The sequence below is a fragment of the Gluconobacter cerinus genome (assembly GCF_025961355.1).
Taxonomy (GTDB): domain Bacteria; phylum Pseudomonadota; class Alphaproteobacteria; order Acetobacterales; family Acetobacteraceae; genus Gluconobacter; species Gluconobacter cerinus.
Genome location: NZ_JAOQNM010000001.1, coordinates 3113720 through 3139866 on the forward strand (window position 1 = coordinate 3113720; position 26147 = coordinate 3139866).

Below are 26147 nucleotides of genomic sequence, written 5' to 3' on the forward strand. Positions count from 1 at the left end.
CTCTGGATCTTTTCCAGCTAACAATCGCTTTCTGCGCGCTCATAGCATTGAGCATGGCGTTCGTTCACCGTGTCTGGATGTTTGCACCAATTCGCGGGCCACCTAGTCCCGAACGCACCTCTCAATGCCCCCAGGGCCCTCCCGTCTGATCTGAACTGCAAAAGCCACTCGCCTGCAAAACGCACGCGGGTTTTCGTGCTGTCTATCCAGGTTCAGACCAATGCCTCACTCTATGTCTCATCTGCTTGCAGGCGTGATGACCTGCGCCGTCCTCTGCTTCTCTCCTGCCATATCTGCCCCCCTCCCGCATGAGAGAGGTACGTCTCTCAAAGACAATCGCCGCAAACCTCACTCTCCCCCCAAACAATCCTCACCTCTTACCAAACCAGAAGTTATTACCGTCACGGCAGCCAATCATGCGCCGGCGACGAGCCATCCGGCCGGGCAGACGACTTACAGTTCAGACCGCAGCAACTTTGGTAATCAGGTGGGACAAAGCGTCGCAGACATGGTGGTTACCATTCCAGGCGTCAGTTTCACCCAAGGCAATGGCCCGCGTGATACAGTCGTTTCTGTCCGCGGGTCGGGAGATCGACAATCCTATGGGCTAAAAAACCTGCAGGTGCTGGAAGACGGCTTTCCCATGACGCAACCAGACGGCACAGCAAGAGCCGATCTGATTGACCCTCATGCTTATCAGGGGGTGGACGTGTTTGAAGGGCCAGCGTCTACCCTTTACGGAAATTATGCGATCAATGGTGCAATCAATTTCCGAACCCGCAAGGGCACGGACATGCACGGGCTGGAATTAGGATCGGATTTCGGCAGCTTCGGTATGTTTAACAACTACGCAACGCTCGGACTTGGTAACCAGCGTTATGACCTTATGGTATTCGCGAGCGATGTCCGTGGAAATGGGTTCATCGCTAACAGTCGCTACAATACGTCAACAGAAAACGTCCGACTTCGGGTCAATCTGACGTCTTCAGACCGTCTCATCCTGAAGTTCGTCAACAACGTGACAGACGCGTCCCTACCTGTTCGCCTGTCTTTGAACCAGTATAGCGCAAATCCTTATCAGAATGGGTGTTACAATACATCCAATTCCCGCGCTGGGTGCGCTTCCGTCAACCTGCTGGTGAATGGCCGGTATGGCAGTAAAGTTGCCATGAGTCCCGAGGCTGCTGGTCTGGGTCGCTTTGATCGCCGTACCGTTACAGGCCTCCGTTGGGAGCATGATTTTAACAAGCAGACGACCTGGCGCAACCAGTTCACATACGATCAGCGCCACGTAGACCAACCCACTTCACCAACGTCTTTCGTAGGCCCCTACAACTCCTATAACGTCAGCAGCGACGTCACCAATCACGCCCGGATCGGGGCAACATCCCTCGATACATTCGGCGGACTGAGTTTTGATTATCTCGACTATGGATATCAGACGTACAACATCATGCCGTTAGGCGGTGCCACGCGAGGTGCCATGAGTTCTGCTTCCTACGGACATCAGTCAAATATCGGCGCACGTTTCCAGGAAGACTGGCACTTTGCGCCCGGTTGGCATGCTGTTGTTGGACTAGGAGGTACATACTCAGATATCGGTGCCACTGAGACGTTATACGGATATTCAGCATCTGGCATGAACAGCCAATACGTCACCGCCAACCGGTTCTACTTCAATCTCGCGCCTGAAGGTGCTCTGATTTATGATCCGAGCGAACACTGGACTTTCCATACACGCGTTGGCACGGCTTATGGCACACCGTCATCTTCCAATTTCTTCATCACGCCCCAAGGGCAATATGGAAATAATACGCAACTGAAGAGCCAGACGAGTGTCGGAGTTGACCTCGGCGCGGACTGGCACCCCACAGCCACAACACATCTTCAGGTCACGGGATTTTACGAGTTTTACAACAATGAACTCGTCAATCAGTCTGCAGGCGTCAACGCCGTTGGGGCCTACACATTCAATGCTCCTGCCTCGCAGCATCGAGGCATTGTTTTGGGGGCTGACTGGAAGCCTCTTCCCCATACCCTGTCCGGTGGACGGATCTCGCTCAGCTATACCTATGATAATCAGGTCTACACAAACTATACGGAAGTTCTTTCCAATAGCACTGCCTCAAAGGGTTTCAGCCGGAGTGGAAAATACATCCCGGGCGTCATTCCTAACTTCCTGAATGCCCGTTTCCTTTACGATCAGCCTTCTGGCCCTTTAGAGGGCGTGGGGGGATATGCAGAAGTCACCTGGCGTGATGCCTATTGGCTAGACAATGCCAATCGCCTGAAAGCGCCCGGATATGCCCTTCTAAATCTGGAGATGCATTACGATCCCCCCGCGCGAATGGGATGGGCGCATCGCCTGCACTGGTATTTCGAAGTACAGAACGTCACGAACCAAACCTATGTGTCAGGCGCCACGAATATCAGCGATCAATTGCAGGCAAACGGGCAAGAAGCGACGGCAGCCACACTGATGAATAGCACTGGATCGATTTATGCGGGTTCCCCCCGGGCATATTTTGGCGGCGTACGGATAAAACTGTGATGCGCATGAATATAAAACATTATCTGACTTCCCTTGGCCCAGACCGCCTTACGGTGTGGCGATGGCATTTCTTTGCGGGACTGTTTTGTCTCCCCTTTGTCGCTCTTTTGTGTCTCACAGGAAGTATTTACCTGTTCAAACCACAAATTGAGGGATGGATTGACTGGAAATACGATCACCTTCCAGCAGCAATATCCTCATCGCCTCAGGAGGACGTCAATTCTGCTCTGAAAGCTGTGCCCGGTGGCAGTTTTCTCGCATATGAACTTCCTACATCCCCACACAGTGCTGCCCGCATTCTGGTCAATGGTGCCGATGGTGAGGTCGTGCGAGTTTATGTGGAACAGAACCACCATGCCGTCCTGAAAACCGTGCTCGAAGAGGATCGGTTTGAACGATTGGTTTTTAAACTCCATGGGCAGCTTTTACTGGGCAATCTGGGCTCAGTTATCATGGAGATGGTTGCGTCATGGACGATCGTGCTTGTGGTATCGGGCCTCTGGTTATGGTGGCCGAGAAATCAACGCGGCTTGGCTGGTGTGCTGTATCCCCGCCTTACTCAGACTGGGCGGGCACGCTGGAGGGATCTTCATGCTGTGACGGGCGTCTGGGTTTCCATTGTGCTGACACTGTTTCTGGTATCGGGTCTTCCCTGGTCTTATGTCTGGGGACATGCCCTTCTTTCTGTCGAGAATACTGTCGGCCACATCACATCAGTGAAAGACTGGGAAATTGGAGCGGTGCCGGCCCAAGAGACGATAGCCGGTCACCCAATGGTCTCACATCATGAAGACATGCCCGGAATGGACATGTCAGAGGATATGCCGTCACAGGTGAACTTGGACGGCCTGAATAATGTGACCCGCACAGCAGAAAAGCTGTCCCTTGCTGCTCCTGTTCTTATCACGCCCCTCGCAGGATCTGACGATGTCTGGACTGTTAGATCCGACGCCCAGAACCGGCCTCTCAGGGAAAGTGTGAAAGTGATGGGAAACGGGCATATTATTGCGAGAGAACCGTTCTCTCACAAGGCAGCCATTGACCGTGTCATAGGATATGGCGTTGCAGCGCATGAGGGGCATCTGTTCGGTTGGGCAAACCAGTTGCTCAACCTTCTGGTCGCCCTCGGCCTCCTGCTGATGAGTTGTGCCGCAACGGTCCTGTGGCTCAAACGTCGGCCCGAGGGGAAATTTGGAGCGCCGCCCGTTCTTCCATCGTCCAGAATGGGTCTGATTGCGATCGGGGTGCTTTGCATCCTTGGCATTCTGTTACCCGAGTTGGGCATATCCCTGATCTGCATAGCAGTGGCTGGAAAGCTCCCGCGTTTGAAAGCATCACGAGTGAGCAGGCAAGAGACGCTTTAAATCTGTCGCTATCTGATGTGCGCTGGAATCAACGGGTATCATTCCGACCAGATGGTTCCGACCGTCCATCAGGTAGAGCAAAGAGCTGTGGTCAATCAGGTATTCAGGCCCCATGCCAGAATGATGCTGCATCTTTACGTGAAAGGCTTCCATAACGGACTGAAGCTGCTCTGCCGTGCCTGTCAGCCCGATAATCCTGGGGGAAAAATTCTCCACGTAATCCTTCACGACTTTCGGGGTATCGCGTGTCGGATCAACGGAGATGAAAATGGGAGTGACAGATTTACCCTGCACGCTGAGCTCATCGAGAGCTGATGAAACTGTTTCAAGCGTCAAAGGGCAGACATCTACACAGTGCGTGTAGCCAAAATAAATCAGGGTGTAACGCCCCGCAAAATCTGACTGACTAACGGAATGTCCTTGCCCGTCAATCAGTGCGTAAGGGCCGCCAACTGCTGTCGTATGATGTGAGGTCAGGAAGGTCCTGAATGCCGCAGCGCCCACGAGCAACGCAAACGTAATGCTGACAATCAAGACAAGAGCTTTTCTGTCCTGCCGCAAAGGGGCGGCAGCTCTCTTGGCAGGAATTTTCTTGCGGGTCGGACGCCGTTTCATGGGGCATTCATAGCAAATGCCAATGCGCTATGCACAACATGTTTGTTACGTGGCAGACCTCGGCCTGCCCTCACAGCACGCCTTCGCTCAGCATCTCACCATCCGCACCGATACGAAAATCCGCAGTCCCTTCCGTCACGAGCAGTCGGCTATACTCACAGACACCTTCTCCAAGGCATGTTGTCACACGCTTGATACGCATCAGCGCGGATTTCTCGGAAACATCGAGCCATTGAGCGACATCCGGAGACGCGTAAGACAGACCGATGGAAATGTCTGCATGAGCGATCTGGAACTTGAAAATATCCCGAAGGATTGCTGTCGATGTCAGGGACGCTGCGAGTTCTGGCGTTACGAGTGGTGCAAGCCGTCCCGGATAAAAAACTTCTGTCACGCCCAGAGGCCCTTCGTCAGAACGATAGCCGCGCCGGATGAACAATGTCTCGTCATTGACCGACAAAGCGGAGGCAACCTCTTCTGGGGGGCGACGCATCTGATAGTCCAGAAGCGTCATCTCGGGGCTTAGGCCTTTACCAGCCAGAATTTCGAAAAAGGAATGGATGGTTTTCTGCCGTCCCGGACGATGCAAGGCTCCCACAAAAGTCCCGCGCCCGTGCTGGCGGACAACGACATCCCTCTCCGCAAGATAGGATAACGCCTGCCGAATGGTGATGCGACTTACGCCGTACATCAAACAAAGCTCAGCCTCTGAGGGAAGCCGCTCCATGAAACGGCTGTCCTTGCCAATCAGCCCGGAAATATGATGCCCGACCTGAAGATAAAGCGGCGTCGGGCCATTCGTATCGAGGGCTGACGAGAAGACGGCGTTACGCATAGAGAAAAAATTCCAGAAAACGTTTCACTTTTGGATTGAAGAGCGCATCAAAACCCGATACCAAGACGTCTTATAACAACCTAATACGTCTTTGCCGATTCAGTCACTGTTTTGTGGCCAGTCTGCAGGATTTTCGTGCCTTTCTGGCGTCTCCGCAGTGTTTGAGAGCTTCTTCCATGCGTGCTTCAACCTTCCTGAGTACAGCCCTTATCGGCAACATGTTCTATGTTGCAGCCTACGCTGCTCCTGTTGCAGATACAAAACACGACGGGGAGAAGCGCCATTCTCCAGCCACGCGCAAGACTGTAAAAGCCGCTCCTTCCCGGCCTGAAGTCATCCGGGTGGCGGCAGAGTCCGTTGCTGGTGGCCGCATGGTTCTTCAGAACGGCACGAAATCACGCAGCGAGATCACACAGGCTTATATCGCCAAGCAGGCTCCTACTCCCAACGTCTTCAAACTGCTCGGTAACTTGCCAGGCGCCAATGTCGCAAGCGCTGACCCTTTTGGCATGGTCAGCGGCAACATGACGATCCGTGGCATGAATAGTGACCAGATCGGCTTCACTGTTGAAGGGGCGCCTCTGAACGACATCGGGTCTTACATGGCGTTCCCAACAGAATGGGTAGATTCCGAGAACCTCAATGAAGTGACGATGCAGCAGGGCTCCGCCAATCTGGACTCCCCGGTCATTGGTGCATCTGGTGGAATCGTGACGATGAACCTGATCGATCCGTCACACAAAATGGGTGCGACAATTGCGGGCTCGTTCGGCTCCTACAATACACATCGCGAATATGTACGGCTTCAAAGCGGTGACATTGGCAACACTGGCATGCGGGCTTTCGTGGCCTGGTCTCATCTTGAAGAGCCGCACTTCCGCGGCGCCGGTGACGATCACAAGCAGCACATTGATGCAAAACTGGTCAAAGACTGGGTCAATGGAAGCCGCAGCACCGTCGCGCTGACCTTCGATGATTCTATGAAGGTCGCCTATCTGAGCCCGTCTTTGGCTGCCTGGCAGCAATATGGGCGTGGTGCCAACTACACCGAAGATTTTTCACCGACCGACACCAAATACTGGAAACTCCATCAGAGCCCATATCGGGTCCTGATCCTGAGTGCGCCGCAGAATATTGTGGTTAATGACAAGCTTGGCTTCGACTTCACCCCATATTTTTACTGGAACTCAGGCACGATCGCCTCAGCATCTCTTCTGTCTGAGAACGCCATTTATTCCGGGACACAGAAATACAGCATCGACCTCAATGGTAACGGCACCACCAATGACAAGGTGATGATGTATACGCCATTCGGCACGCCTTACGTCTATCGTCCGGGACTTGTTTCCAAAGTGCATTACACATTGGGCAAGCACACTCTTGTCTTTGGATACTGGTTTGACTGGTCCAGACAGCGCATGGTCAATCCCTACAGCGCGGTTGGAGAAAATGGTGGCCCGGCGAATGTCTGGGGATATTTGGGGAATGTGAAGCTGTCCGATGGCACGCGGCTTGCCAGCTACGACAACCTGACCATCACCCGCGTCAATACTTTGTTCTTCGGCGACACGTTCAATGCACTGCACAACCGTTTGCGCGTTGAAGCGGGAATCAAGGAGTCCATGGTAACCCGAATTGGTTACAACTACCTCCCCGGAGCGCAGTATCGCACCAGCATGAACGCGGCAGTCGCAACGCCAAACCTTGGCGCGCGTTATCGCATCGACAGTCACAACCAGATCTTCGCGGATGTCGCGACCAATTTCCGTACCCCGACGTTAAATGCGCTTTACAACACATACAGTGCATCGACCGGCAAAGTGGCGACGCAGGCGAACCCTGCCCAGAAGACCGAATATTCGATCTCGGAAGAGCTAGGATACCGTTATCAGGGTGATATCCTGAGTGGGTCTATCACCTTCTTCAATTACAACTTCACCAACCGCCAGGTTTCTACGCAGGTTACGATTAACAACGCGCAGATCACCCAGAACATCAATGCGGGCGGCCAAACGTCCCGCGGTGTAGACATCGAACTTGGACTGCGCCCGTGGCATCATCTGCGGCCATATGTTTCGGCGGAATATCTACACGCGACGATCGATAACAACTATCAAGTCGGATCGGATTACCTGCCGACTGCGGGAAAAACTGCCGTGCGTAGCCCAAATGTGCAGGCTTCCGTCGGACTGGATTATGATGACGGCACATATTTCGCAGGATTTGCCGTCAAGTACGTAGGCCGACAGTTCTCAACTTTCATGAATGACCAGGCCATGCCAGGGTATGTCAACGCAGACATGAACTTCGGCTATCGGGCTCCGAAGATCTTCCATACACACCCGGAAATCAGGCTGAACCTCATGAATGTTGGCGATAACAAATACCTGTCAGGCGTCGCCGGGGTCGCCGCATCCTCACGCGCAGCACGCGGGATCTATGGCAGCACCATCGCATCGCAGGGTTCACCGACATACTACGTCGCCGGAAGCTTCGCAGCTCTGGTCACAGCCAAGATTGACCTTTGATCTGATGCTTCAAGCCCGTCTGGATCGTTTTTTCGGGCTCACGGCCAGCGGCACAACTGCTGGCCGTGAGGTCATCGCTGGCCTGACAACCTTCGCTGCCATGGTCTACTGTGTCGCAGTCAATCCCATGATCATGGCAGAAGCTGGCATGGACCGTGCAAGCGTCCTGAGCGCCACATGTCTGATTGCAGTCTTCAGCACGACGTTGATGGGCCTTCTGGCAAATCTGCCCCTTGGTGTGGCGCCCGCCATGGGATCAAACGTCGTCTTTGCAATCATTCTGGTCAAACAGATGGGCGTTCCCTGGCAGGCTGCCCTCGCTCTCGTCTGCCTGACCGGCCTGATTTTCATGGTCATGAGCCTGACGCGCATCCGCGAGCGTATTGCCCACGACATTCCTGACACCCTTCGGATTGGTATTCAGGTTGCGGTCGGTCTGGTGATTATGTTCATCGGAATGCGCAACTCTGGGTTTGTCGTGCCGAGCCCGTCCACGTTCGTCACCATGGGCCCGATTACCAGCCCCAAAGTACTCATGACACTGGCTGGGTTTATTCTCACGCCAGTCCTTGTTGCCAGACGGGTGCCGGGATCTCTGATCATTTCGATCATTGCGCTAACGATTGTGGGTCTCTTCCTACCCAACGGAAAAGGTGGAACGATCACCACCTGGCCAGAGCATATTTTTGCCCTGCCCCGCTGGCCTCATGAGACAGCGTTCCGGCTTGAGCCGCTCTACCTTCTGCATCACATTTTCTACGTGCTGCCGATGCTGTTCTTTTTCCTGTGCACTGAACTCTTTGGAACGCTTGCCAACCTGCTGGGTGTTGTTACGGCTACAGGAATGGTGTCCGAAGACGGTCGCATTCCGCGGGCCAGAGAGGCGTTTATAACGGACGCAGCAGGCAGTATTCTGGCCCCCATGCTGGGGACGTCCATCGTAACGGTATACTCTGAGTCCATCACCGGCGTTCATGCGGGGGGCCGAACAGGCCTGACGGCTTTGGTAATAGCAGGCGGGTTCTTCACCGCACTTTTCCTGTGGCCTCTGTTCATGATCATTCCGCCGCAGGCAACAGCGCCATCGCTTCTTATGGTGGGAATGATGATGTTCCAGGGCGTTCGTCATCTGGAACTGTCAGATCTCAAAGAAAGCGCTCCGGCTGCTTTGACGTTCATCATTGCCCTCCTGACCGGCAACCTCATCAACGGCATGGCCATAGGGACCTTTTCTTACGCGACCATGGCTCTTGCCACGGGCCGGGGCCGAGCGGTTGCGCCAGTTGTATGGGGGCTTTGCGTAATTTTCATCATGTTCTTCGTCGTTTCCGCCCAGATGCACGGCCACCATGGCTGAGAGGATATTTCCCATGTTTCCCAGACTTTGCCTTTCAGCTCTTCTGGCTGGCCTCTCCGCTTTGGTGCCTATTCACGCGCACGCTACATCTGCGCCGAATTACGTCATTATCGATAATGATTTTGCCGGACCGGGCGGAACAAACATCCAGTCGGTCATTCCACTACTGGGTCAGCCGGATAAAATAACGCTTCTAGGATTTACGGTTGTCGTAGGAGATGGCTGGGAAAACGAGGCCGTTGCCCATCTGTCCCGCTTTCTGGAGGTTGCGTCTGCTTCAGCAGAGCTCCCGGTCGTACCGGGTGCGACCCAACCGTTGGTTAATTCACGCCTACGCCTTCTGGCATGGGAGAAATCCAACGGGAAAATGCCATGGAAAGGTGCATGGCGCGGGGATGCTCCTGATCTACAGCCTCCGGTGAAAGTCCTGAAGGAAGGACAGCCGACCCGTGCTGTCTCCCGGGAAACTGCCGCACTTTTCCTGATTAAACAGGTGCATGAACATCCTCATGAGGTCACAGTCCTTGCGGCTGGCCCCATGACAAACATTGCTCTGGCCATCAAGCTTGATCCTGAATTCGCCTCGCTCTGCCGCAGGCTGGTCTTCATGGGAGCCATCGTGGACGGCAATCTTTCCCAAGTGACAGAGAGCGCCGATTACTACACCGACTTTAACTTCATGTTCGACCCGGAAGCCGCCAGCATCGCCTTGGAAGCTCCCTTTCCGGAAGTCATCTCCGTGGGTTCGGTCGCCAACCCCATTCGTATGACACCAGAAATCCGCGATCGCGCGACCCAACGTCCGGGACCGCTGTCAGACTATCTGAAGCATTATTTCCACCCACAGCCCATGTGGGACGAACTGGCTGCCGCGATCGCTGTAGATCCCGCTCTGATTACACAAAGCGTGACGGCTTACATGACGGTTGATCTGACGCATGGCCCCAATTACGGGTATGCCCATGTGTGGCCTGACAGCACGCGCCCCCATATTGGTGAGCGCCCCGTCAAGATTGTCACAGCAGTCGATACGCCGCGTTTCATTCAGACGTTTGTCGACGCAGCCAACCGGATGAATACGCATGGTTGATGTAACGGTACCTCTCACCTCACCTGAGTTGCGTAGACGCGCGGTGGATGCCGCAGCAGGTCGAGCTCCATTTGACGTCCTGCTCCGGAATGGCAAAATTGCTGATGTGGCTACCGGAGAGCTTCGTGACGCCGATGTTGGATTGGTGGGTCCGCTGATTGCCAGCACCCATCCAACTGGCCAGCGGAACGACGCTCTCAAAATTTTTGATCTCGCTGGTGCGGTTATTGCGCCTGGCCTCATTGACTCTCACATGCACATCGAGAGTTCGATGGTCACGCCTCGGGTTTACGCACAAACCGTAGTTCCGCAGGGAACAACAACCATTTGCTGGGACCCGCACGAAATCGGGAATGTGAGCGGCTTGGCCGGAGTCCGGTGGGCTATTGAAGCCACTAAAGGCCTACCTCTACGCATTCTGGTTGAAGCTCCATCCTGTGTTCCATCTGCGCCTGGGCTGGAACGGTCAGGGGCAGCCTTTGACGCTACAGCCATGACAGAAATGCTGTCTTGGCCCGAAGTTATTGGCGTTGCTGAAGTGATGGACATGCGCGGCGTCATCAATGGCTCGCCCCGTATGAGCAGCATCGTCAGTGCTGGCCTTAGCAGTGAAAAATTTGTGTGTGGTCACGCCCGAAACCTCAAGGGCCAGGATCTCCAGGCTTTTATTGCGGCAGGCATTGAGTCAGATCACGAACTGACAAGCAAAGCTGATATCCTGGAAAAGCTCCGGTCTGGCATGACGCTGGAACTGCGTGTTTCGCATGAAAATATTTTACCTGAAGCCGTTGCCGCTTTTCAGGAACTGGGCTGCGTTCCTCAAACCGTTACCCTCTGCACAGACGATGTCTTCCCGGATGACCTGTCACGCCGTGGCGGAATGGTCCATCACCTGAGATGCCTTGTGTCTCTGGGAATGCGTCCGCTGGATGTGCTGCGATGCGCCACTCTTAACGCAGCGATGCGTCTTGAACGTAGGGATCTCGGCTTGGTGGCAGCTGGGCGCCGCGCTGATCTGGTTATTTTCGACAACCTGTCTGATTTCACGCCGCTAGAAGTGTTCACATCAGGCGTCCATGCGGCCTCCCACGGAACACTTCTGGCAGATCTTCCTGCCGAACTTCCAGGTCTCCCGCTCAAGACCGTGAAGCATTCTTTAGTCACGGCTGAAGATTTTCAGGTGCCCGTACCTGACGTCTCCAAAGCCCGCATTCGAACCGTTCGTACTCCACGGACGACCCAGTGGGGAGAACGTGACGTCGATGTGAAAGACGGTCACATCACGCTGCCGCCTGATACTGCGCTGATGGCTGTTTTCAATCGGTACGGAGAAAATAGCCCCCCCGGGCTTGGAGTTCTGGAAGGTTGGGGAGACTGGTCAGCTACAATCGGAACGACCATCCTGCATGACAGCCACAACCTCGCAGTTTTCGGTCGAAACCGGGAGGACATGGCGCTCGTGGCCAATACTCTTATAGCCAGTGGCGGCGGTATGGCCGTTGCACGAAATGGCCAAATTGTTGCTCATGTTCCACTTCCTGTCTGCGGGCTGCTATCTCCAGAAAAACTAGATTTTGTCAGTCAGCAGTTTGCCGCTGTACGTGATGCAGCTGCGGCAGCGACAACATGGGACGGCCCAACGGCCATGATCAAACTTGTGACAGGCGCATCTCTCGCCTGTAATCCCGGACCGCATGTCACAGATCTGGGCATTACAGACGGCATGACAGGCGAAATCATCACGAACATGGTCATGGAGACCATTTGATGACATTTCCCTCTGAAGTCACAGCCATGCGGCGCGATCTTCACAGCTTTCCTGAAACTGCTTTCCTGGAATACCGCACTGCCTCGGTCGTCGCAGCGCGTCTGACAGAACTGGGATATTCTGTCAGAGTAGGTCCCGAAATCATGTGCATGGATGATGTACGTGGACTGCCCTCGCAAGACGATATTCATTCCGCCCAAAATGCAGCATTAGCAAATGGGGCCGCCCCTTACTGGCTCGAAAAAATGCCAGATGGGCAGACCGCTGTCTGTGGAGAAATCAAGCGTGGTGCAGGCCCCGTTCTGGCTCTTCGCTTCGACATGGATGCCCTCCCCGTTCACGAAAGTGCATCCGGGAACCATCGTCCTGTTGTGGATGGCTTCGCATCCGAATGCGAAGGTCGGATGCACGCATGCGGGCACGATGGCCATACGGCAATCGGCTTGGCCGTTGCGGAAAAACTGTCGCATCCCAATGCCGAATGGAAAGGAACACTCAGGCTTATTTTCCAGCCTGCAGAGGAAGGTGGCCGAGGAGCGCAACCTATCGTTTCAAGCGGCCTTCTGGATGATGTAAACATTTTTCTCGCAACCCATGTCGGCTGTCAGTTACCGAGTGGGCAGATTGCATTAACTGCAGACGGCTTTCTCTGGGCTGAAAAGTGGAACGTAACCTTCACGGGGCAAGCTGCGCATGCGGCCATGTGTCCGGAAGAAGGTCGTAACGCCCTTCTCGCTGCGGCAATTGCCATTCCCGGTCTCTATGCCCTGCCCCGCGATGGCCAGTCGGACACGCGAATTAATGTGGGGCTGTTGCAGGCCGGCCGAACGCGGAACGTCATTGCGGACCATGCCTATCTCGAGCTTGAGTTGCGGGCGTCAACTCATGAAGGTCTTGCGCGCCTTACTGCAAGCGCGAGACGAACCTTGCAGGGCGCAGCATTGACACAGGGCGTTGACGCCACAATCGACGTTTACGGGACTGCCATCAGTGCCGCCTCTGACCCGGAAGTAATGGAGCGCTTGCGAGACGCTGTCTGTTCCACCAATGGCGGTAGTATTGTGCAAAGCTGGCCTATTGGTGGCGGAGATGACGCGACATTTATGATGCAACGTGTTCAGGACCGGGGCGGCAAAGCTGGATATTGCCTTTTTGGTTCGGATATTACCGCGCCTCATCATGCCAGCCTGTTTGATTTCGATGAAACCGTTCTGCAGGCAGCGGTGATGGTGCTTTCTCGGTTTGTGGAGCTATCATCATGAGCACGCTCCCTTTCTGGCAGACTTTTGCTCCTGATGTCGCGCTGACGCCCCCATACACAGATCGCTACAGAGTTCAGGTAGGAAATCGGCACCTCGATCTTCCCCTGCGGGTTCTTCCGAGCAAAAAGCAGGCAGTCTCATCGCTGCTGGTGAACCAAACATCCTTTGAAGTCATGGACGTTCTCTGTGGTGAACTGGTGGCTATCGCTCGTTCGCTGCAGCCGGATCTGATTGTGGGCATGCCGACCCTGGGCCTGGGTCTGGCCGCCGCCGTTGCGCGAGGATGCGGGTTGGCGCGATACGTTCCGTTAAGCACGTCTCGAAAATTCTGGTATGACGAGGCGCTGTCTGCGCCACTTTCGTCCATTACCAGCCCGGATAACGTCAAAAATCTTTATCTGGACCCCAATCTGCTGCCACTTCTGAAGTCAGCACAAAAGATTATCATTGTTGATGACGTGGTCAGCACCGGACAATCACTTGCGGCTGGCGTGAATGTTCTTGCGGCGGCGGAAGTTTCCCCCTGTGCAGCCCTTTGTGTCATGACCCAAAGCGATCGCTGGAAAGATCGTTTTTCTTTTCCTATCCTAAGCTGCTTTTCGTCTCCGCTCTTTGAGCGGGTTCAAGATGGGTGGGTTGAACAGAAATCTGTTTCCTAGAACAGCTTCTCACAAGAAACGGTTGGATCTGAAGAATTCACTCCAGATCCAACCGCATTTAATAGTAACTGAGCAAACGCTACTCTTCAGCTCAGCGTAGGCTTGCGGGAATTCGCAGCAGCGACAAATTTTCCCCATTCTACCAGCGTCTCTGTGCAGTCCGTCCGATCAAGTTTGCACTCGATCAGGGTCGGGCCACGTGTGTTTTTCTTTGCCTTCTCAATTGCCTCAGCGAGTTCAGCACCAGTCGTGGCATGCAGGCCGAGGCCGTACTTCCCACTTTCTTCACCGGGTACACCCTGATTGAAGCAGTTGATCAGAGCGGCGTAATCCCAGTTCTGGATGTAATTGTACGGACCATCATGGATCTTGATCTCAATGACGTAACCGTAGTTGTTGATAAGGAAAATGATGACCGGAAGCTCATAGCGCACCATCTGCGCGACTTCCTGCGCGGTAAGCTGGAATGACCCGTCACCCACCATCAGGACATGCTGCCTCTCCGGCGAGCCCATGGCATTGCCGAACATGGACGGGACAGACCATCCGATATGGCCCCACTGCATTTCGGACTCAACCTTGGCCCCTTCAGGGAGGTTCATGCGAATGGCGTTGAACCATGAATCGCCTGTTTCAGCGAAAAGGGTTGTCTTGCCATCAACAAGTTCGTTGATCTGGCGAGTCATTTCATCGTTCGTCAGTGGCTTGGCCTGATCGGCCACTGGCAGCTTCACAGGCGCATACCCTGCTGCAAGAGACGCAGGCTTGCTGGAAACACGCTCCGTAAGGGCCGTGACGAATTCCTTCAGGCGGAAGCCTTCGAAGGTTTTCCCTGCAACCGTGACACGATGAGGGTCGACTTCAAGGACACGCTCTCCGCGGACCAGATCGCGCCAACCAACGGAGGAGTAGTCATTCCAGACGGGCGCAAGCGTAATAACGACATCCGCGCTCTTGACTACGTCTTCGACACCGGGGCTGCTGACTTCGCCCCAGTAGACACCCCGGAACCCCGGATGCGTTTCTGGGAAGAAGCTTTTGGCTGCAGCCATGACGGTGACAGCACAACCCAGCTTGTCAGCCAGCTCAATGGTTTCGTCCAACGCATCGCTGGCCCGAAGCTTGCTGCCGACCAAAATGACGACCTTGTTGGCCTTCTCCACAAAAGCTGCACTCTCATCGAGAGCTGCGTTCAGACTGTCCGTGTCTGAGGTCAGGTGAGCCAGCAACGACGAGACCGGACCTGGGCGCACACAAGGGGCATTCGCCACATTACAGGCAATTTCGAGATAAGCGGGCTTCTTTTCGCGCAGTGCCGTCCGAATGACATGGTCAATTTTCTCGGGGGCGTTCTCAGCGGACGTGATGCTCTCAGCAGCACAGGTGACGTGCTTCACCATCTCCATCTGATAGTTGTAGTCCGTGGTTCCAATCGTGTGATGCAGCACACGTCCTGAACCATGGTCATTGGAGTTTGGCGCGCCAGAGATCAGAATAACCGGCAGGTTTTCGGCATAAGCGCCACCAAGGCCGTTCATGGCCGAGATCGCCCCCACGCTGAACGTAACAATCGCGGCGGCCGCTCCATTGGCCCGGGCGTAGCCTTCTGCAGCAAAGCTACAGTTTAGCTCGTTGCAGTCATAGATCTGCTTCATGCCGCCATGCTCAATCAGCTGGTCCAGCAAGATCAGATTATAATCGCCCGCAACTGCGAAATGGTGCTTGAGGCCGATCTGCGTCAGCCGTTCTGCAAGGTAATGTCCAACAGTGAAAACCATGAGATCCTCCGGAGTTCGTTAACCAGAGGGTGCGCGTTCAAGCTTCGGACGTCCAATATATAGTTGAGCTCTATACCATATCTAATTAGTATGGATTTATGGATCTCCGCCACCTTCGCTACTTTATCGCCATTGCAGATCACGGAAGCTTTACGCGCGCTGCCGAGGTTCTGCACATCGAGCAGCCCCCTCTGAGCCAGCAGATCAAAAGTCTTGAGACTGAACTCGGGCTCAAACTGTTCGAGCGATCACGACGTGGTGCGGTTCTGACAGATGCTGGCGAGCAACTCGTTGAGCAGGCACGCACAATTCTTACGCTCGAACATCAGTTTCGCCTTCTGGCAACGGGTCTTGCACGCGGTGAACAGGGGCGATTGCGCATTGGAATGGCTGGTGCCGTGTCGCTGCTCCCCCTTATTCCACAGGCCATTCGTGCCTTTCGGGAGAAGTGGCCCGAAATTCAGATCACGCTGGAGGAGAGCAACACGCCAGCATTGTGTGAGGCGTTAAACGAGAGCCGCGTTGATATTGCGATTGTGCGGCCTCCGGCTCCGGACCCTGGGATTTCGCTCCACCCTCTCTTTGATGCACCGACATTGATCGCGGTCCCGAAGGGGCACCCGCTCTCTCAACGCGGAACACTCAGACTGACAGATGTCGCCAATGAGCCCTTTCTGATCTTCGATCGCACTCTGGGGCCCGGCTTTTACGATGCCATTATTTCAGCCTGCCAGCAGGCCGGGTTCACCCCGCATTTCGGGCAATCCGCACCACAGATTGCAGCCACGGTTCCCATGGTTGCCGCAGGCCTAGGGGTTTCAATCGTTCCAGCTTATCTCAGCCAGATCCATGTTGACGGAGCCACTTTTCATCGCATCGAAGGCCCCTCGCCTCGTGCCAGCATCTCTCTCGCATCACGCACACCAGAGCTATCCGGGCCAAGCGCCAACTTCCATAAAATATTGCTGAAACTGGCGACATCTGAAGGCAAGTGAGAACGATCAGCTTACTGATCTTGCGTTTTCGGAAAAGCACAAAGGTCTTCATTAAGCGGTAGCAACAAGACGTATACTTTCTAGCCTCAACAATCTCGTTACGACCCGCTATGACAAGAACGCAGAACGCCTGACCCATTCGTTTTACGAACCAAGAGACACCATGTTGCCGTTGACACACGACGCCTGATGACAGTGAAACAGATTTCGTCTCCTTGGCAGAAAGCTTCACCCACATCGCGATGGATGTTGAGGGGGCTTCTGGCCCTTGGTCTCGCATGGACCTGCGCTCACCTCATTACTGTTGGATCTCCGCAATGGGGGCCCGGAGCCCGACATGACTCTGTCGTTTTCGGCCAGATGATTGCGATTGCCGCGTTTCCTGTGCTTCTGCTCATTGCCTTTGGAACACAGAAGCCCTTGCATGGAGCACTTATCGCGGGGACCGCCTGTATCCTTGCTGCGCTCGGTTTACTGTTTCACGCCTGATGCAAGATAATCTTCGTACACGCATGGGCTGGCTCCATGCATGGGTTGGCTTCATCGCCGGACTGCTTCTCTTCTGCGTTTTCGTGACGGGAAGCCTCTCGGTGTTCGATACCGAACTGACGCGGTGGCTCCAGCCTGAAGTCCCGCCTCAAGCGCCCGCTTTTTCTCCGCAGGTCCTGGATCGCACCCTTCCGACCGTCCGTGACCTGCTCCAGCAAGGAGAAAAGCCGTTCATAACTCTCCCGTCGTCGCGGGACCCTTTCGTGCGCGTCCAGCACCATGATGGATATGAATTCCTGACGGTGCCGTATAATCCGCAGACTGGAGAGCAGCTACAGGCACGCGATACTGCGGGCGGAAAGTTTTTCTATGACCTGCACTATACCCTCCGAACTGGGCTTTACGGAGAAACACTTATTGCCGCGGCCGGCCTGGCTCTTCTTGTAACAGTCGGATCCGGAATCATCATTCACCTGCGGGGACTGATTTCGGATCTGCTTCTGGTGCGACCTTTCGCCGCACGACTGCGCGCATGGCTGGACGTGCATGTTCTCGCCAGCGTTCCCTTTATCCCGTTCGTTATTATGATGGCCTATACGGGCACGTTCATTCGCACACGCACGCTGTTCCCGCCCGTGTCTTATATCAGTTCCATCCAGAATTTTGTTTCGCCTCATCGAGCCACAGACGCCGAGCCGCCAGAAACAAAACGGGACATTCCTGTCGGTCCCTCTCTGCCGCCCCTGCTTGATGTCGCAGAGAACACACTCGGCAAGGGGCAGATCGGGTTCATCCTCTTTCTACCCAACAGCGTTCTTTTTAGTCGCACCGATATGTCTGGGCCTCTGCTGACACGGGAACACGTCGATTTCAGCCCGGTTGATGGGCATTTTCTACGGCATGTCCTGCTTTCAACTCCTGTCACCCAGACACAGCAGCTTATGGAAGGCATTCATTATGCCCGCTGGACAGGCACAGGCTTAAGATGGCTGTATTTTCTGTCTGGTGTCATGGGAGCCATCATGTTTGCCAGCGGAGCTATCATTTTTCTGATGAAGCGCCGCAAAGTCTCCGGAAAGCGCGTCATTTTCCGCGTGGCTGAAGGGCTCACGATTGGCTGTATTCCAGGATTTCTTTTGGCAACATTGGCATTCTTCTGGGCAAACCGGCTTTTGCCAACATCTCTCCCAGCGCGCCATCTGGCCGAAGTCCACTGCTTTTTTGCCGTGTGGGGCCTGAGTTGCGTTGCCGGGATGCTCTGGTCTCTGCTGCATCGGGCTCTACCGGGATGGAAGATACAGTTAAGTGCTCTCGCATTTTTGGGTGTTCTTCTAACGCCGCTTGACTTTCTGACACGTCCCGGCGCCTCCATGCTGCACCCCCCTACGGTTTTTGCGGCAACGGACATCTGCGCCTTACTCTTGGGACTTGCCTCTCTTCAGATGGTGCGCCGTCTGTGATGCTAATTTTATGTTTGGTCTTTTGGCTACTTGGCCTTGGCCTTCAGGCCGCGTGCGAACCAAAGATGCTTCGCTTCGCACGTCTGCCTGATCTGACATTGCCCCCGTCAGTTCGGCGGGGACGATTCATTTTCCCCTTACTAGGCCTCGTTATCGTTTTTTGGACCAACCCGGTTGTGGCAATTTTTGTCTGGGCAGGTACATTCTCAGTGGCTGCTGTCATCGTCGCGATTGTCTGGGCCTCATTAGCTCGCGTGCTTGAATCCCGACGATAACAGATTTTTTTCCTAGGCCTTTTCGGGTGAGAACCAAAGACCAACACCACCGATAAGCGCCGTGAATGCAACGTAAATAGCGGGAGCAACTGGCGTATGAGGTGTCAAAGCTGAAATGATCGCGGGTGTGAGGCCACCAAAGATTGCGTAGGAAATATTATAGGACAGAGACAGGCCAGAAAAGCGAACCTGAGCCGGAAATGCGCGCAGCATCCCGATAGGAACGAGCCCGACGAACCCACAGCAAAGCCCACTCAATGCGGCCCAAGGCACGAGCGTGCCCGAGAACAACGGAAAGAGCGCGTAAAGCCCAAAACCTCCCAAAGCAAGCATGAGCCCGCAGGCCACGCTTAGCGCTCTGAGAGAGAAAACGTCTGTCAGCGCACTCACCAGAACTACTGAAACTGTGAGGCAAAACGTCGCGGCAAGACTCGCCCGCATTGTTTGGGAAGGTGACACATGATGGAGCGTCTGCATGAGCGGAGGCATCATGAGAACGAGCACCACAATGGCCGCTGTCAATGTCCATGTCGTCATCATTGAGCAAAGAATGGCGCGACGATGGTCACGTAACAAAAGCTTTGCGGGCATGGCCTCGGCAGTTTTAGCCGTCGCATGCATCTCCCGGAATACAGGGGTTTCTTCTAGCCAACGCCGAAGGAACATCGCTCCAAAGCCGAAAACACCGCCCAGAATGAAAGGAATACGCCAACCCCAGTTTGACACCACATCAGGCGCCAGGACTGCATGCAGCAATAGAATGACGATGGACCCAAGAAGAATGCCACCCGTCAGCCCTCCGGTGAGAAGGCCCGTGGCGAGACCAACACGGCGGCTTGAAGCATGCTCGGAGACGAATACCCAGCCTCCAGGGGCTTCTCCGCCAATTGCCGCACCCTGCATGATACGCAGGATAAGCAATGTGAGCGGAGCCATGATGCCGAGTGTCTGGTAGCCAGGCAGCAACCCCATCAACAAGGTCGGGAACGCCATCAGGAGCACGCTGAGCGTAAAGACCTTTTTTCTTCCTGCGACGTCTCCAAAATGGGCCATGATAAGCCCACCTACAGGACGTGCCAGATAGCCGGCTCCGAAAAGGCCGAATGCCTCCGCCTGTCGCAACCATTCAGCCTGACTGTCCGGGAAGAAGTGCGCGGCAATCAGCTTTGCAAGGAACGCAAAAATAACAAAATCATAGAATTCCAGTGCCCCTCCCAGCGAAGCAAGAGCTAAAATCCGAAGCTGAGATGAACTGAGAGGCGAAACTGCCGGGTTAGACGACATGAAGAAGTGTTTCCTGCGCACGGAAAGGTTTCAGCAGAGAGGCTGGAACAAAAGGATTGGATCTTATAATCGCGCTTGTTTCAAACCGTCCATATTTTTTGGAATAATATACCACAAGAAAACCGAAAATTTGCACTTTCAGTCTCTATAACCTTCCACTTTACCATGAACCGAGCGGCATTTTAGCAAGGGTGGCTGAGTTATACCGAGTATTCTTATGCCCATAGGATCGGGAGGAGGCCGCAGTAGGTGCATCTAGACCATTCGTTGAAAACGGGTAAGATAGCTCTTAAGGTTTTTGAGGCAACAAACTCTAGTAATTGAGCGACAGGAACAGCATTTCGAAGATTTTTTAGAAAATTTTCTAAGGAATATTCAAATGCGATGTAAATGACATGATAGAAAACTTTGATTTTGGTCGTCTCACGGTTATCGGCGATATTCTCCTCGACCAATACATTGTTGGAACAGTAAATCGCATTTCGCCTGAAGCACCTGTTCCTGTCCTGTTGCGCTCAAAGCATTCTGTCGTCCCTGGTGGAGCCGCCAATGTGGCTGTCAACGCTGCCTCTCTGGGGTGTACTGTCAATCTTGTTGGTGTCGTCGGCCCGGACGCCAATGCCGATATCCTCCGGACAATTCTGGGAAAACATAAAGGCATTAACGTCAGCGGGTTAGTCGAAGAGCCTGAATGGTCTACCATCTCTAAAACGCGCGTTCTGAGCGGCCAACAGCAGATCGTCCGCATTGATGAAGAAGAGGTAACGGGCTTTACCGAACAAACTCGGCAGAGGCTGATCTCCAATGCACAGGTCGCGATCGATAACTCGGACGTTCTTGTCTGTTCAGACTATGCCAAAGGTGTACTGGCTGATGACGTTCTTGAAGCAATCATAAGATATGCGCGCGGGAAAAATATTCCTGTTATCGTAGATCCGAAACGCAAAGATTTCACGGCCTATTCGGGGGCGACCTTGGTCACCCCGAACCGCACGGAAGCGGCCCTTGCTACCAACCTCCCCGTAAATACGGATGAAGAGGTTCTTAAGGTGGCAGCGACACTCTCCGAGCAATTCGGCGGAGATGTTCTTCTTACGCGTTCTGAAAAGGGCATGACACTCTGGCAGAGAAACGGCCACATTCATCATGAGGCCGCCCACCAGTCAGAGGTATATGACGTTTCAGGTGCAGGAGACACCGTTCTCGCAACAGTGGCGAGCATGCTCTCGGCTGGTCAGGACCTTGATACAGCGGTGATGGTCGCAACCGTTGCTGCCTCCATAGTCGTCAGAAAATTGGGTACTGCGGCGATTTCGCGAGAAGAGCTGAGCCAGCAACTCCTTAAAGACGTTCCAGAAGCCGGGTTGCTTGCGTCTTGGGAGAGCGCGGCGCGAACTGTCGAAAACTGGCGCAAACATGGAGCTTCTGTCGTTTTTACAAATGGATGTTTTGACCTGCTCCACCCCGGACATATCGCTTTGATCAAAGGCGCGGCCGCCGAGGGCGATAAGCTCATCGTCGCGATCAACAGCGATGCATCCGTCAAGAGACTCAAAGGCGAGGCACGCCCCGTTCAAAATGAAATCGCACGTTCAACAGTGATCGGTGCGTTACGGGACGTCGACATGGTTGTGATTTTCGATGAGGATACGCCTCTGGACATCATAAAAGCATTGAAACCGAATGTTGTCGTAAAGGGCGCCGACTACACGGAAGATGCTGTTGTTGGAGGGGATTTCGTAAAAGAACATGGTGGTCGGGTAGCTTTGGTTGATATTGTCAATGGACACTCGACGACGAGCATCGTTAAAAAAATAAGTAATTGAAATTATTGTTTCATGAAATATCCACCAAATTACCTGAATAACGTTACAATAAGGCAGATAAAATTTTTCTGCAGGAGACCATCTCGAAAGTAAAATTAATTTATTTCAAAATATGCCTGATCCCTCTAGATTTAATTTACGGGAAATAGGAGTATGAGTATCGTCGCTTTCAAATTCTTCTCGCCTGACGTTCTCTCCATGCTCACAACGATTGTTTCCTAGATGCCTTTCAAGTCACACTGCAGGCCGGTCTCCGCCTCTAAAACCATCGTTCTTACGGGCGCGTCTGGAGGCATCGGGACGATCGTTACCCAAAAACTGTTGGACCAAGGGCACGTTGTCGTCGCGCTGTCCCGCACTGCCCCGGATATATCGCATAAGGCACTGACACATATCAAATACGATGCTGCGAACTTGCACGATATCGGTCAGATCAATAAGAAAATTTCGGAAAAAATTTCTCATATTGACGTTTTACTTCATTGCGCCGCAATCATAAATCCAAGCACGATAGAAAATTCCCCACCAGAAGATATTATACGGCAAATATCGATTAACCTGACCGCACCCATTACTCTGACGTCTCTTCTACTGCCAAAAATTCCGGCTGGTGGTCGGATCATTCTGGTAAATTCGATGGCTGCAACAATTCCTTTGGCCGGAAGTAGTGTCTACGGCGCCACAAAGGCAGGATTGCGTAACTTTGCATTATCATTAGCTCAGGAAGTGCGTTCCAAGGGTATTTCTGTTTCCTCTATCTTCCCGGGCGCTGTGGAAACTGGGATGCTACGCCAGGAAATGGAAAACGGTGGCTCGGTTCTCAATTTCGTTAGTGATCCCGCGAAGCCAGAAGACGTTGCGTGCGAAATTCTGAAGCTCATTCGCAAACCAAAACTGGAGCGTTTTCTTCCGACACTCGACGGAATTTTCGGTGGCCTTTGCCTGCTGATGCCTACGCTTCTGCGTCTTAGCATGCCAGCGCTCACGTTCTTTGGAAAACGGGGCTTTCAGAAGTTTCTCCAGAAACAGACAAGCCGACAGTAACTCGGGCAGCTTTCTCACGGGAGCGGAAAGCTCGATCTCCTGACCCTACAATCCGTCGCTCAAAACAGATCTATAGGAAGGCAGAATAATCCATGCAGAATACGTCGCCAAAGATAACTGCTCATGCCTCTGATCTTTTGACGCGCAAAGAAAGCCATTGTCAGGGGGCCAAGCTTAGAAAGAAAATTCCGCGTGGAGCTCATGCCGAGTGGAGTTCTCCTTCGACCCGGCAAAGCCCTGTAAGCCTTCTATCTCAACAGGGTAAGGACCGGATCCCGTCTCTTTTGCCTGTCCGCTATGACCGAATGAAGGTGTCTCCCTTCACGTTCCTCCGCGGCGCAGCGATTGTTATGGCGCAAGACCTCGCATCAACCCCAGCATCCGGCATTGACGTTCAGTCTTGTGGAGACTGCCATCTTGCTAATTTCGGCAGTTATTCGTCTCCGGAAGGCGTACCGGTCTTTGATATCAATGACTTTGATGAAACCCTGAAGGCGCCATTCGAATGGGATATCAAGCGCCTGGGAACGTCTCTGGTTCTTGCAGGTCAGGAAAATGGGTTATCCAGCAAGGGGGCTAGAGATCTTGCCGCTAATATGTCCCTGTCATATTGCGAGCAGATGACGCGACTAGCCGCGATGACCCCACTTCAGATCTGGTCAGAGCGAATTGACCTGACCGCAGCTATTGCCGGCTTCGACGATCAGAAAGTTCGGGCTCGTGCCGAAAAACTTTTGTCCGACCGGTTGGAGGCGGCGAAAGGGCATTTCGGCCTGATCGCCAGCGACGGAAAAAATCCGTCTTTCAAAGAAAAGCCACCGCTTGTCATGCGGTTGCCAGAGCAGGAAGAAACCATTCGTCTTGCCTTCAACCGATACGTTGAAACGCAGCCGTTAGAACGCGCCATTCTGCTACGTCGCTACACCCTTAAAGACGTTATTTTCAAGGTTGTTGGGATCGGAAGCGTCGGGACATTCTGCGCGATCGGACTGTTCTCGACCGCCGATGGTGAAACTATGCTCCTGCAGATCAAGGAAGCTCAGGTTTCCGTTCTACAGGCTGATACGCGGACCTCACCATTCGCCAATCAGGGCGAACGTGTCGTAACAGGCCAAAGGATCATGCAGGCTGTATCTGACACCTTCCTCGGATGGACGCACAGTAATGCCTCGACCTCCAGTGACACACCAGATCTATCCGGAAGCGGACGGCAGTTTTACGTTCGTCGCGTGAAAGACAGCCGATTAGCTGCAATTGGTTCAGACGTTGCTCAGGATGGTCTGGCGGACTACGCAAAATTATGCGGCCGTACGTTAGCTCGAGCCCATGCACGCTCTGGAAATGTCAGTATGATCTCTGGATATCTGGGCAAAGGAGCTTCGTTTGCTGCGGCCGTAGCGGAGTTCTCTGAGACATATGCGGACCAGACTCACAAGGACTGGAAGACGTTTTGTTCAGCTCTGGAAAGCGGTGAACTTAGTCAAAAGTCTGCGTAAGGATATGCATTATGGGAAGGTCCGGACCGGATTTTTCGTCTTCACGTCGAACTTTCGGACTTTCCCGGTGCTGGGGTCTAGGTGACATTCCCATGTGAATGTCACCCACTCAATAGGGTTGGTCTTCATCTGATATTGCCCTCGCCCTTGTATCAGAGACGCGTTGATCACTCTCTGGCTCTTAGGCTTGTCGTCTTGAAGAAAAAAGCGATTACTTGAACTGCCCTGCCTCACGAGTTCGCGTCTGGCGGCAGACTGACAGAGATAGGTTGTCATAAGCCATGCCGTTCCTTGCGTCGCCACGGCATTCCTCTCTTGAGGATCACGAATAGAGGCGATCTGACGCGAAATGAGCTTTTGCTCTGCGGGTGACGGAGCAGCCTCTTTCTGGGCGGCCGCGTTTGCAGTCCCGGACAGAGCAACGAAGAACAGGAACGATCCCGCTAGCAGATAATCGTAGATTTTCATAAAGTCCCCTGCACCGTGCTTTGCTTGTCTCTGATCCCAAGCGTATAGGGTGGGACTAAGCCGTCACCCTGCCAAGCAGTCATTCAACCCTGGACCCCTCTTTTCATGATCCGTCAGTCATCTACGCTTACAACGTTCGTAGTCACCCTAAGCTGCCCTAACCGACCTGGCATTGTAGCGGCAATCAGCCAGCGCCTTTACGAACTTGGTGCCAACATCACGGAAGCACAGCAGTTTGATGACACAGGCAGTACGCAGTTCTTCATGCGAATTGTTTTCGATGTGGCAAAAGAAGCGTTATCCGAAACCCAGTTGAAAACAGAATTTTCCCGTCTGGCGGAAAATTTCTCGATGGACTGGCAAATCAGTGACATCTCAAAGCGCCAGAAAGTTCTCCTTTTTGTGTCCCGCTTTGATCATTGCCTTGTGGACCTTCTCTATCGCTGGCGTATCGGCGAATTACAGATAGATCCGGTCGGCATCATCTCCAATCATGCTCGGGAAACCTATGCTGATCTGGATTTCCATGGTGTTCCATTTCACCATCTTCCCATTACCAAAGATACCAAGGCGGAACAGGAACAGCGCATCTGGACTGTTTTTCAGGAGAGTGGGGCTGAACTGGCTGTTCTGGCGCGATATATGCAGGTCCTTTCCAACGAAATGGCCACTCGCCTTTCTGGACGTTGCATCAACATTCACCATTCCTTTCTACCAGGTTTTAAAGGCGCTCGCCCCTATCATCAGGCGTTTAGCCGTGGTGTAAAGCTTATTGGTGCAACGGCCCATTATGTCACCAGCGATCTGGATGAAGGGCCGATCATCGAGCAGGACGTTGAGCGGATCTCTCACGCTGACGACCCGGAAGACCTGATCCGTAAGGGACGTGATATCGAGCGTCGCGTGCTCGCTCGCGCTGTACGGTATCACATAGAGCGGCGAGCCATTCTGAATGGAAACAAGACGATTGTTTTCACACCCTGAGCGAGAAAGCGGCCGACCA

20 protein-coding genes are annotated in these 26147 nt (G+C 53.6%); 15 read left to right on the top strand and 5 right to left on the bottom strand.

All coding sequences use genetic code 11. From position 1 onward, the window contains the following. Window positions 1-220: 220 nt before the first annotated feature. Both M2305_RS14395 and M2305_RS14400 read left to right on the top strand, forming a co-directional pair. Window positions 221-2551, top strand: a complete 2331-nt coding sequence (locus tag M2305_RS14395; protein WP_264649781.1) for a TonB-dependent receptor family protein — start codon at window positions 221-223, stop codon at window positions 2549-2551. A 5-nt stretch (window positions 2552-2556) separates the two neighbouring features. Next, complete coding sequence (locus M2305_RS14400; RefSeq protein ID WP_264649782.1) at window positions 2557-3915, top strand: PepSY-associated TM helix domain-containing protein; 1359 nt, start codon at window positions 2557-2559, stop codon at window positions 3913-3915. On the opposite strand, the gene M2305_RS14405 is transcribed toward M2305_RS14400, so the two are convergent. Further along, window positions 3886-4530: an SCO family protein gene (locus tag M2305_RS14405; RefSeq protein WP_264649783.1), complete on the bottom strand. Its 645-nt coding sequence runs from the start codon at window positions 4528-4530 to the stop codon at window positions 3886-3888. The two genes, M2305_RS14400 and M2305_RS14405, sit on opposite strands and share 30 nt — an antisense overlap. Before the next feature lie 70 nt (window positions 4531-4600). Beyond that, entirely contained in the window at window positions 4601-5365 is a 765-nt protein-coding gene (locus tag M2305_RS14410) for a GntR family transcriptional regulator (protein ID WP_099212936.1), read from the bottom strand. Window positions 5366-5541: 176 nt separating this feature from the next. Here M2305_RS14410 and M2305_RS14415 point away from each other — a divergent pair, with 176 nt between their 5' ends. The 6 genes from M2305_RS14415 to M2305_RS14440 are packed head-to-tail and all read left to right on the top strand — an operon-like array spanning window position 5542 to window position 14029. Next, on the top strand, window positions 5542-7893 hold the full coding sequence (locus M2305_RS14415; protein ID WP_264649784.1) for a TonB-dependent receptor: 2352 nt from the start codon (window positions 5542-5544) through the stop codon (window positions 7891-7893). 4 nt (window positions 7894-7897) lie between these two features. Continuing rightward, complete coding sequence (locus M2305_RS14420) at window positions 7898-9250, top strand: NCS2 family permease (protein WP_046902127.1); 1353 nt, start codon at window positions 7898-7900, stop codon at window positions 9248-9250. A gap of 13 nt (window positions 9251-9263) precedes the next feature. Beyond that, a complete protein-coding gene (locus M2305_RS14425) occupies window positions 9264-10340 on the top strand; it encodes a nucleoside hydrolase (protein WP_264649785.1) in 1077 nt (358 codons plus the stop codon). After that, a complete protein-coding gene (locus M2305_RS14430; RefSeq protein WP_264649786.1) occupies window positions 10333-12108 on the top strand; it encodes an adenine deaminase in 1776 nt (591 codons plus the stop codon). Before M2305_RS14425 ends, M2305_RS14430 begins: the two co-directional genes overlap by 8 nt. Then, window positions 12108-13370, top strand: coding sequence for an amidohydrolase (locus M2305_RS14435; protein ID WP_264649787.1), 1263 nt, complete (start codon window positions 12108-12110; stop codon window positions 13368-13370). The genes M2305_RS14430 and M2305_RS14435 overlap by 1 nt, the downstream gene beginning before the upstream one ends. Continuing rightward, a complete protein-coding gene (locus M2305_RS14440) occupies window positions 13367-14029 on the top strand; it encodes a phosphoribosyltransferase (RefSeq protein WP_264649788.1) in 663 nt (220 codons plus the stop codon). The genes M2305_RS14435 and M2305_RS14440 overlap by 4 nt, the downstream gene beginning before the upstream one ends. Window positions 14030-14115: 86 nt before the next feature. Here M2305_RS14440 and M2305_RS14445 read toward each other — a convergent pair whose 3' ends face one another. Then, entirely contained in the window at window positions 14116-15807 is a 1692-nt protein-coding gene (locus M2305_RS14445; protein ID WP_264649789.1) for an alpha-keto acid decarboxylase family protein, read from the bottom strand. A 98-nt stretch (window positions 15808-15905) separates the two neighbouring features. On the opposite strand from M2305_RS14445, the gene M2305_RS14450 reads away from it, so the two are divergent. From M2305_RS14450 to M2305_RS14460, 3 genes are all read left to right on the top strand, one after another. Continuing rightward, window positions 15906-16802 carry a LysR family transcriptional regulator gene (locus M2305_RS14450; RefSeq protein ID WP_264649790.1) on the top strand — a complete coding sequence of 299 codons (897 nt, stop codon included), beginning with the start codon at window positions 15906-15908 and terminating at the stop codon, window positions 16800-16802. 189 nt (window positions 16803-16991) lie between these two features. Then, complete coding sequence (locus tag M2305_RS14455; protein ID WP_264649791.1) at window positions 16992-17291, top strand: hypothetical protein; 300 nt, start codon at window positions 16992-16994, stop codon at window positions 17289-17291. Beyond that, on the top strand, window positions 17291-18751 hold the full coding sequence (locus M2305_RS14460) for a PepSY-associated TM helix domain-containing protein (RefSeq protein WP_264649792.1): 1461 nt from the start codon (window positions 17291-17293) through the stop codon (window positions 18749-18751). Before M2305_RS14455 ends, M2305_RS14460 begins: the two co-directional genes overlap by 1 nt. Before the next feature lie 287 nt (window positions 18752-19038). On the opposite strand, the gene M2305_RS14465 is transcribed toward M2305_RS14460, so the two are convergent. Then, window positions 19039-20310 carry an MFS transporter gene (locus tag M2305_RS14465; protein ID WP_264649793.1) on the bottom strand — a complete coding sequence of 424 codons (1272 nt, stop codon included), beginning with the start codon at window positions 20308-20310 and terminating at the stop codon, window positions 19039-19041. A 395-nt stretch (window positions 20311-20705) separates the two neighbouring features. Between M2305_RS14465 and rfaE1 the strand changes: the two genes are divergently transcribed. The 3 genes from rfaE1 to M2305_RS14480 all read left to right on the top strand — a co-directional run bounded on the left by rfaE1 (window position 20706) and on the right by M2305_RS14480 (window position 24676). Further along, window positions 20706-22136: a D-glycero-beta-D-manno-heptose-7-phosphate kinase gene (gene rfaE1 / locus M2305_RS14470; protein WP_264649794.1), complete on the top strand. Its 1431-nt coding sequence runs from the start codon at window positions 20706-20708 to the stop codon at window positions 22134-22136. A 222-nt stretch (window positions 22137-22358) separates the two neighbouring features. Then, window positions 22359-23180, top strand: a complete 822-nt coding sequence (locus M2305_RS14475) for an SDR family NAD(P)-dependent oxidoreductase (protein ID WP_264649795.1) — start codon at window positions 22359-22361, stop codon at window positions 23178-23180. Window positions 23181-23272: 92 nt separating this feature from the next. Next, the gene (locus M2305_RS14480) at window positions 23273-24676 is read left to right on the top strand and encodes a DUF2252 domain-containing protein (protein ID WP_264649796.1); all 1404 of its coding nucleotides are present in this window, start codon (window positions 23273-23275) and stop codon (window positions 24674-24676) included. A gap of 9 nt (window positions 24677-24685) precedes the next feature. On the opposite strand, the gene M2305_RS14485 is transcribed toward M2305_RS14480, so the two are convergent. Next, window positions 24686-25144 (bottom strand): hypothetical protein, encoded by a 459-nt coding sequence (locus M2305_RS14485; RefSeq protein WP_264649797.1) that lies wholly within the window; start codon window positions 25142-25144, stop codon window positions 24686-24688. A 105-nt stretch (window positions 25145-25249) separates the two neighbouring features. Here M2305_RS14485 and purU point away from each other — a divergent pair, with 105 nt between their 5' ends. Continuing rightward, window positions 25250-26128, top strand: coding sequence for a formyltetrahydrofolate deformylase (purU, locus tag M2305_RS14490; RefSeq protein ID WP_086633890.1), 879 nt, complete (start codon window positions 25250-25252; stop codon window positions 26126-26128). Window positions 26129-26147 lie beyond the last annotated feature (19 nt).

Coding starts and splice junctions, on each gene's coding strand:
- M2305_RS14480 (WP_264649796.1), top strand. CDS start 23,273: ATGCAGAATACGTCGCCAAAGATAACTGCTCATGCCTCTGATCTTTTG.
- M2305_RS14415 (WP_264649784.1), top strand. CDS start 5,542: ATGCGTGCTTCAACCTTCCTGAGTACAGCCCTTATCGGCAACATGTTC.
- M2305_RS14425 (WP_264649785.1), top strand. CDS start 9,264: ATGTTTCCCAGACTTTGCCTTTCAGCTCTTCTGGCTGGCCTCTCCGCT.
- M2305_RS14400 (WP_264649782.1), top strand. CDS start 2,557: ATGAATATAAAACATTATCTGACTTCCCTTGGCCCAGACCGCCTTACG.
- M2305_RS14455 (WP_264649791.1), top strand. CDS start 16,992: ATGACAGTGAAACAGATTTCGTCTCCTTGGCAGAAAGCTTCACCCACA.
- rfaE1 (WP_264649794.1), top strand. CDS start 20,706: ATGATAGAAAACTTTGATTTTGGTCGTCTCACGGTTATCGGCGATATT.
- M2305_RS14475 (WP_264649795.1), top strand. CDS start 22,359: ATGCCTTTCAAGTCACACTGCAGGCCGGTCTCCGCCTCTAAAACCATC.
- M2305_RS14420 (WP_046902127.1), top strand. CDS start 7,898: ATGCTTCAAGCCCGTCTGGATCGTTTTTTCGGGCTCACGGCCAGCGGC.
- M2305_RS14445 (WP_264649789.1), bottom strand. CDS start 15,807: ATGGTTTTCACTGTTGGACATTACCTTGCAGAACGGCTGACGCAGATC.
- M2305_RS14430 (WP_264649786.1), top strand. CDS start 10,333: ATGGTTGATGTAACGGTACCTCTCACCTCACCTGAGTTGCGTAGACGC.
- M2305_RS14435 (WP_264649787.1), top strand. CDS start 12,108: ATGACATTTCCCTCTGAAGTCACAGCCATGCGGCGCGATCTTCACAGC.
- M2305_RS14410 (WP_099212936.1), bottom strand. CDS start 5,365: ATGCGTAACGCCGTCTTCTCGTCAGCCCTCGATACGAATGGCCCGACG.
- purU (WP_086633890.1), top strand. CDS start 25,250: ATGATCCGTCAGTCATCTACGCTTACAACGTTCGTAGTCACCCTAAGC.
- M2305_RS14405 (WP_264649783.1), bottom strand. CDS start 4,530: ATGAAACGGCGTCCGACCCGCAAGAAAATTCCTGCCAAGAGAGCTGCC.
- M2305_RS14440 (WP_264649788.1), top strand. CDS start 13,367: ATGAGCACGCTCCCTTTCTGGCAGACTTTTGCTCCTGATGTCGCGCTG.
- M2305_RS14395 (WP_264649781.1), top strand. CDS start 221: ATGCCTCACTCTATGTCTCATCTGCTTGCAGGCGTGATGACCTGCGCC.
- M2305_RS14460 (WP_264649792.1), top strand. CDS start 17,291: ATGCAAGATAATCTTCGTACACGCATGGGCTGGCTCCATGCATGGGTT.
- M2305_RS14465 (WP_264649793.1), bottom strand. CDS start 20,310: ATGTCGTCTAACCCGGCAGTTTCGCCTCTCAGTTCATCTCAGCTTCGG.
- M2305_RS14450 (WP_264649790.1), top strand. CDS start 15,906: ATGGATCTCCGCCACCTTCGCTACTTTATCGCCATTGCAGATCACGGA.
- M2305_RS14485 (WP_264649797.1), bottom strand. CDS start 25,144: ATGAAAATCTACGATTATCTGCTAGCGGGATCGTTCCTGTTCTTCGTT.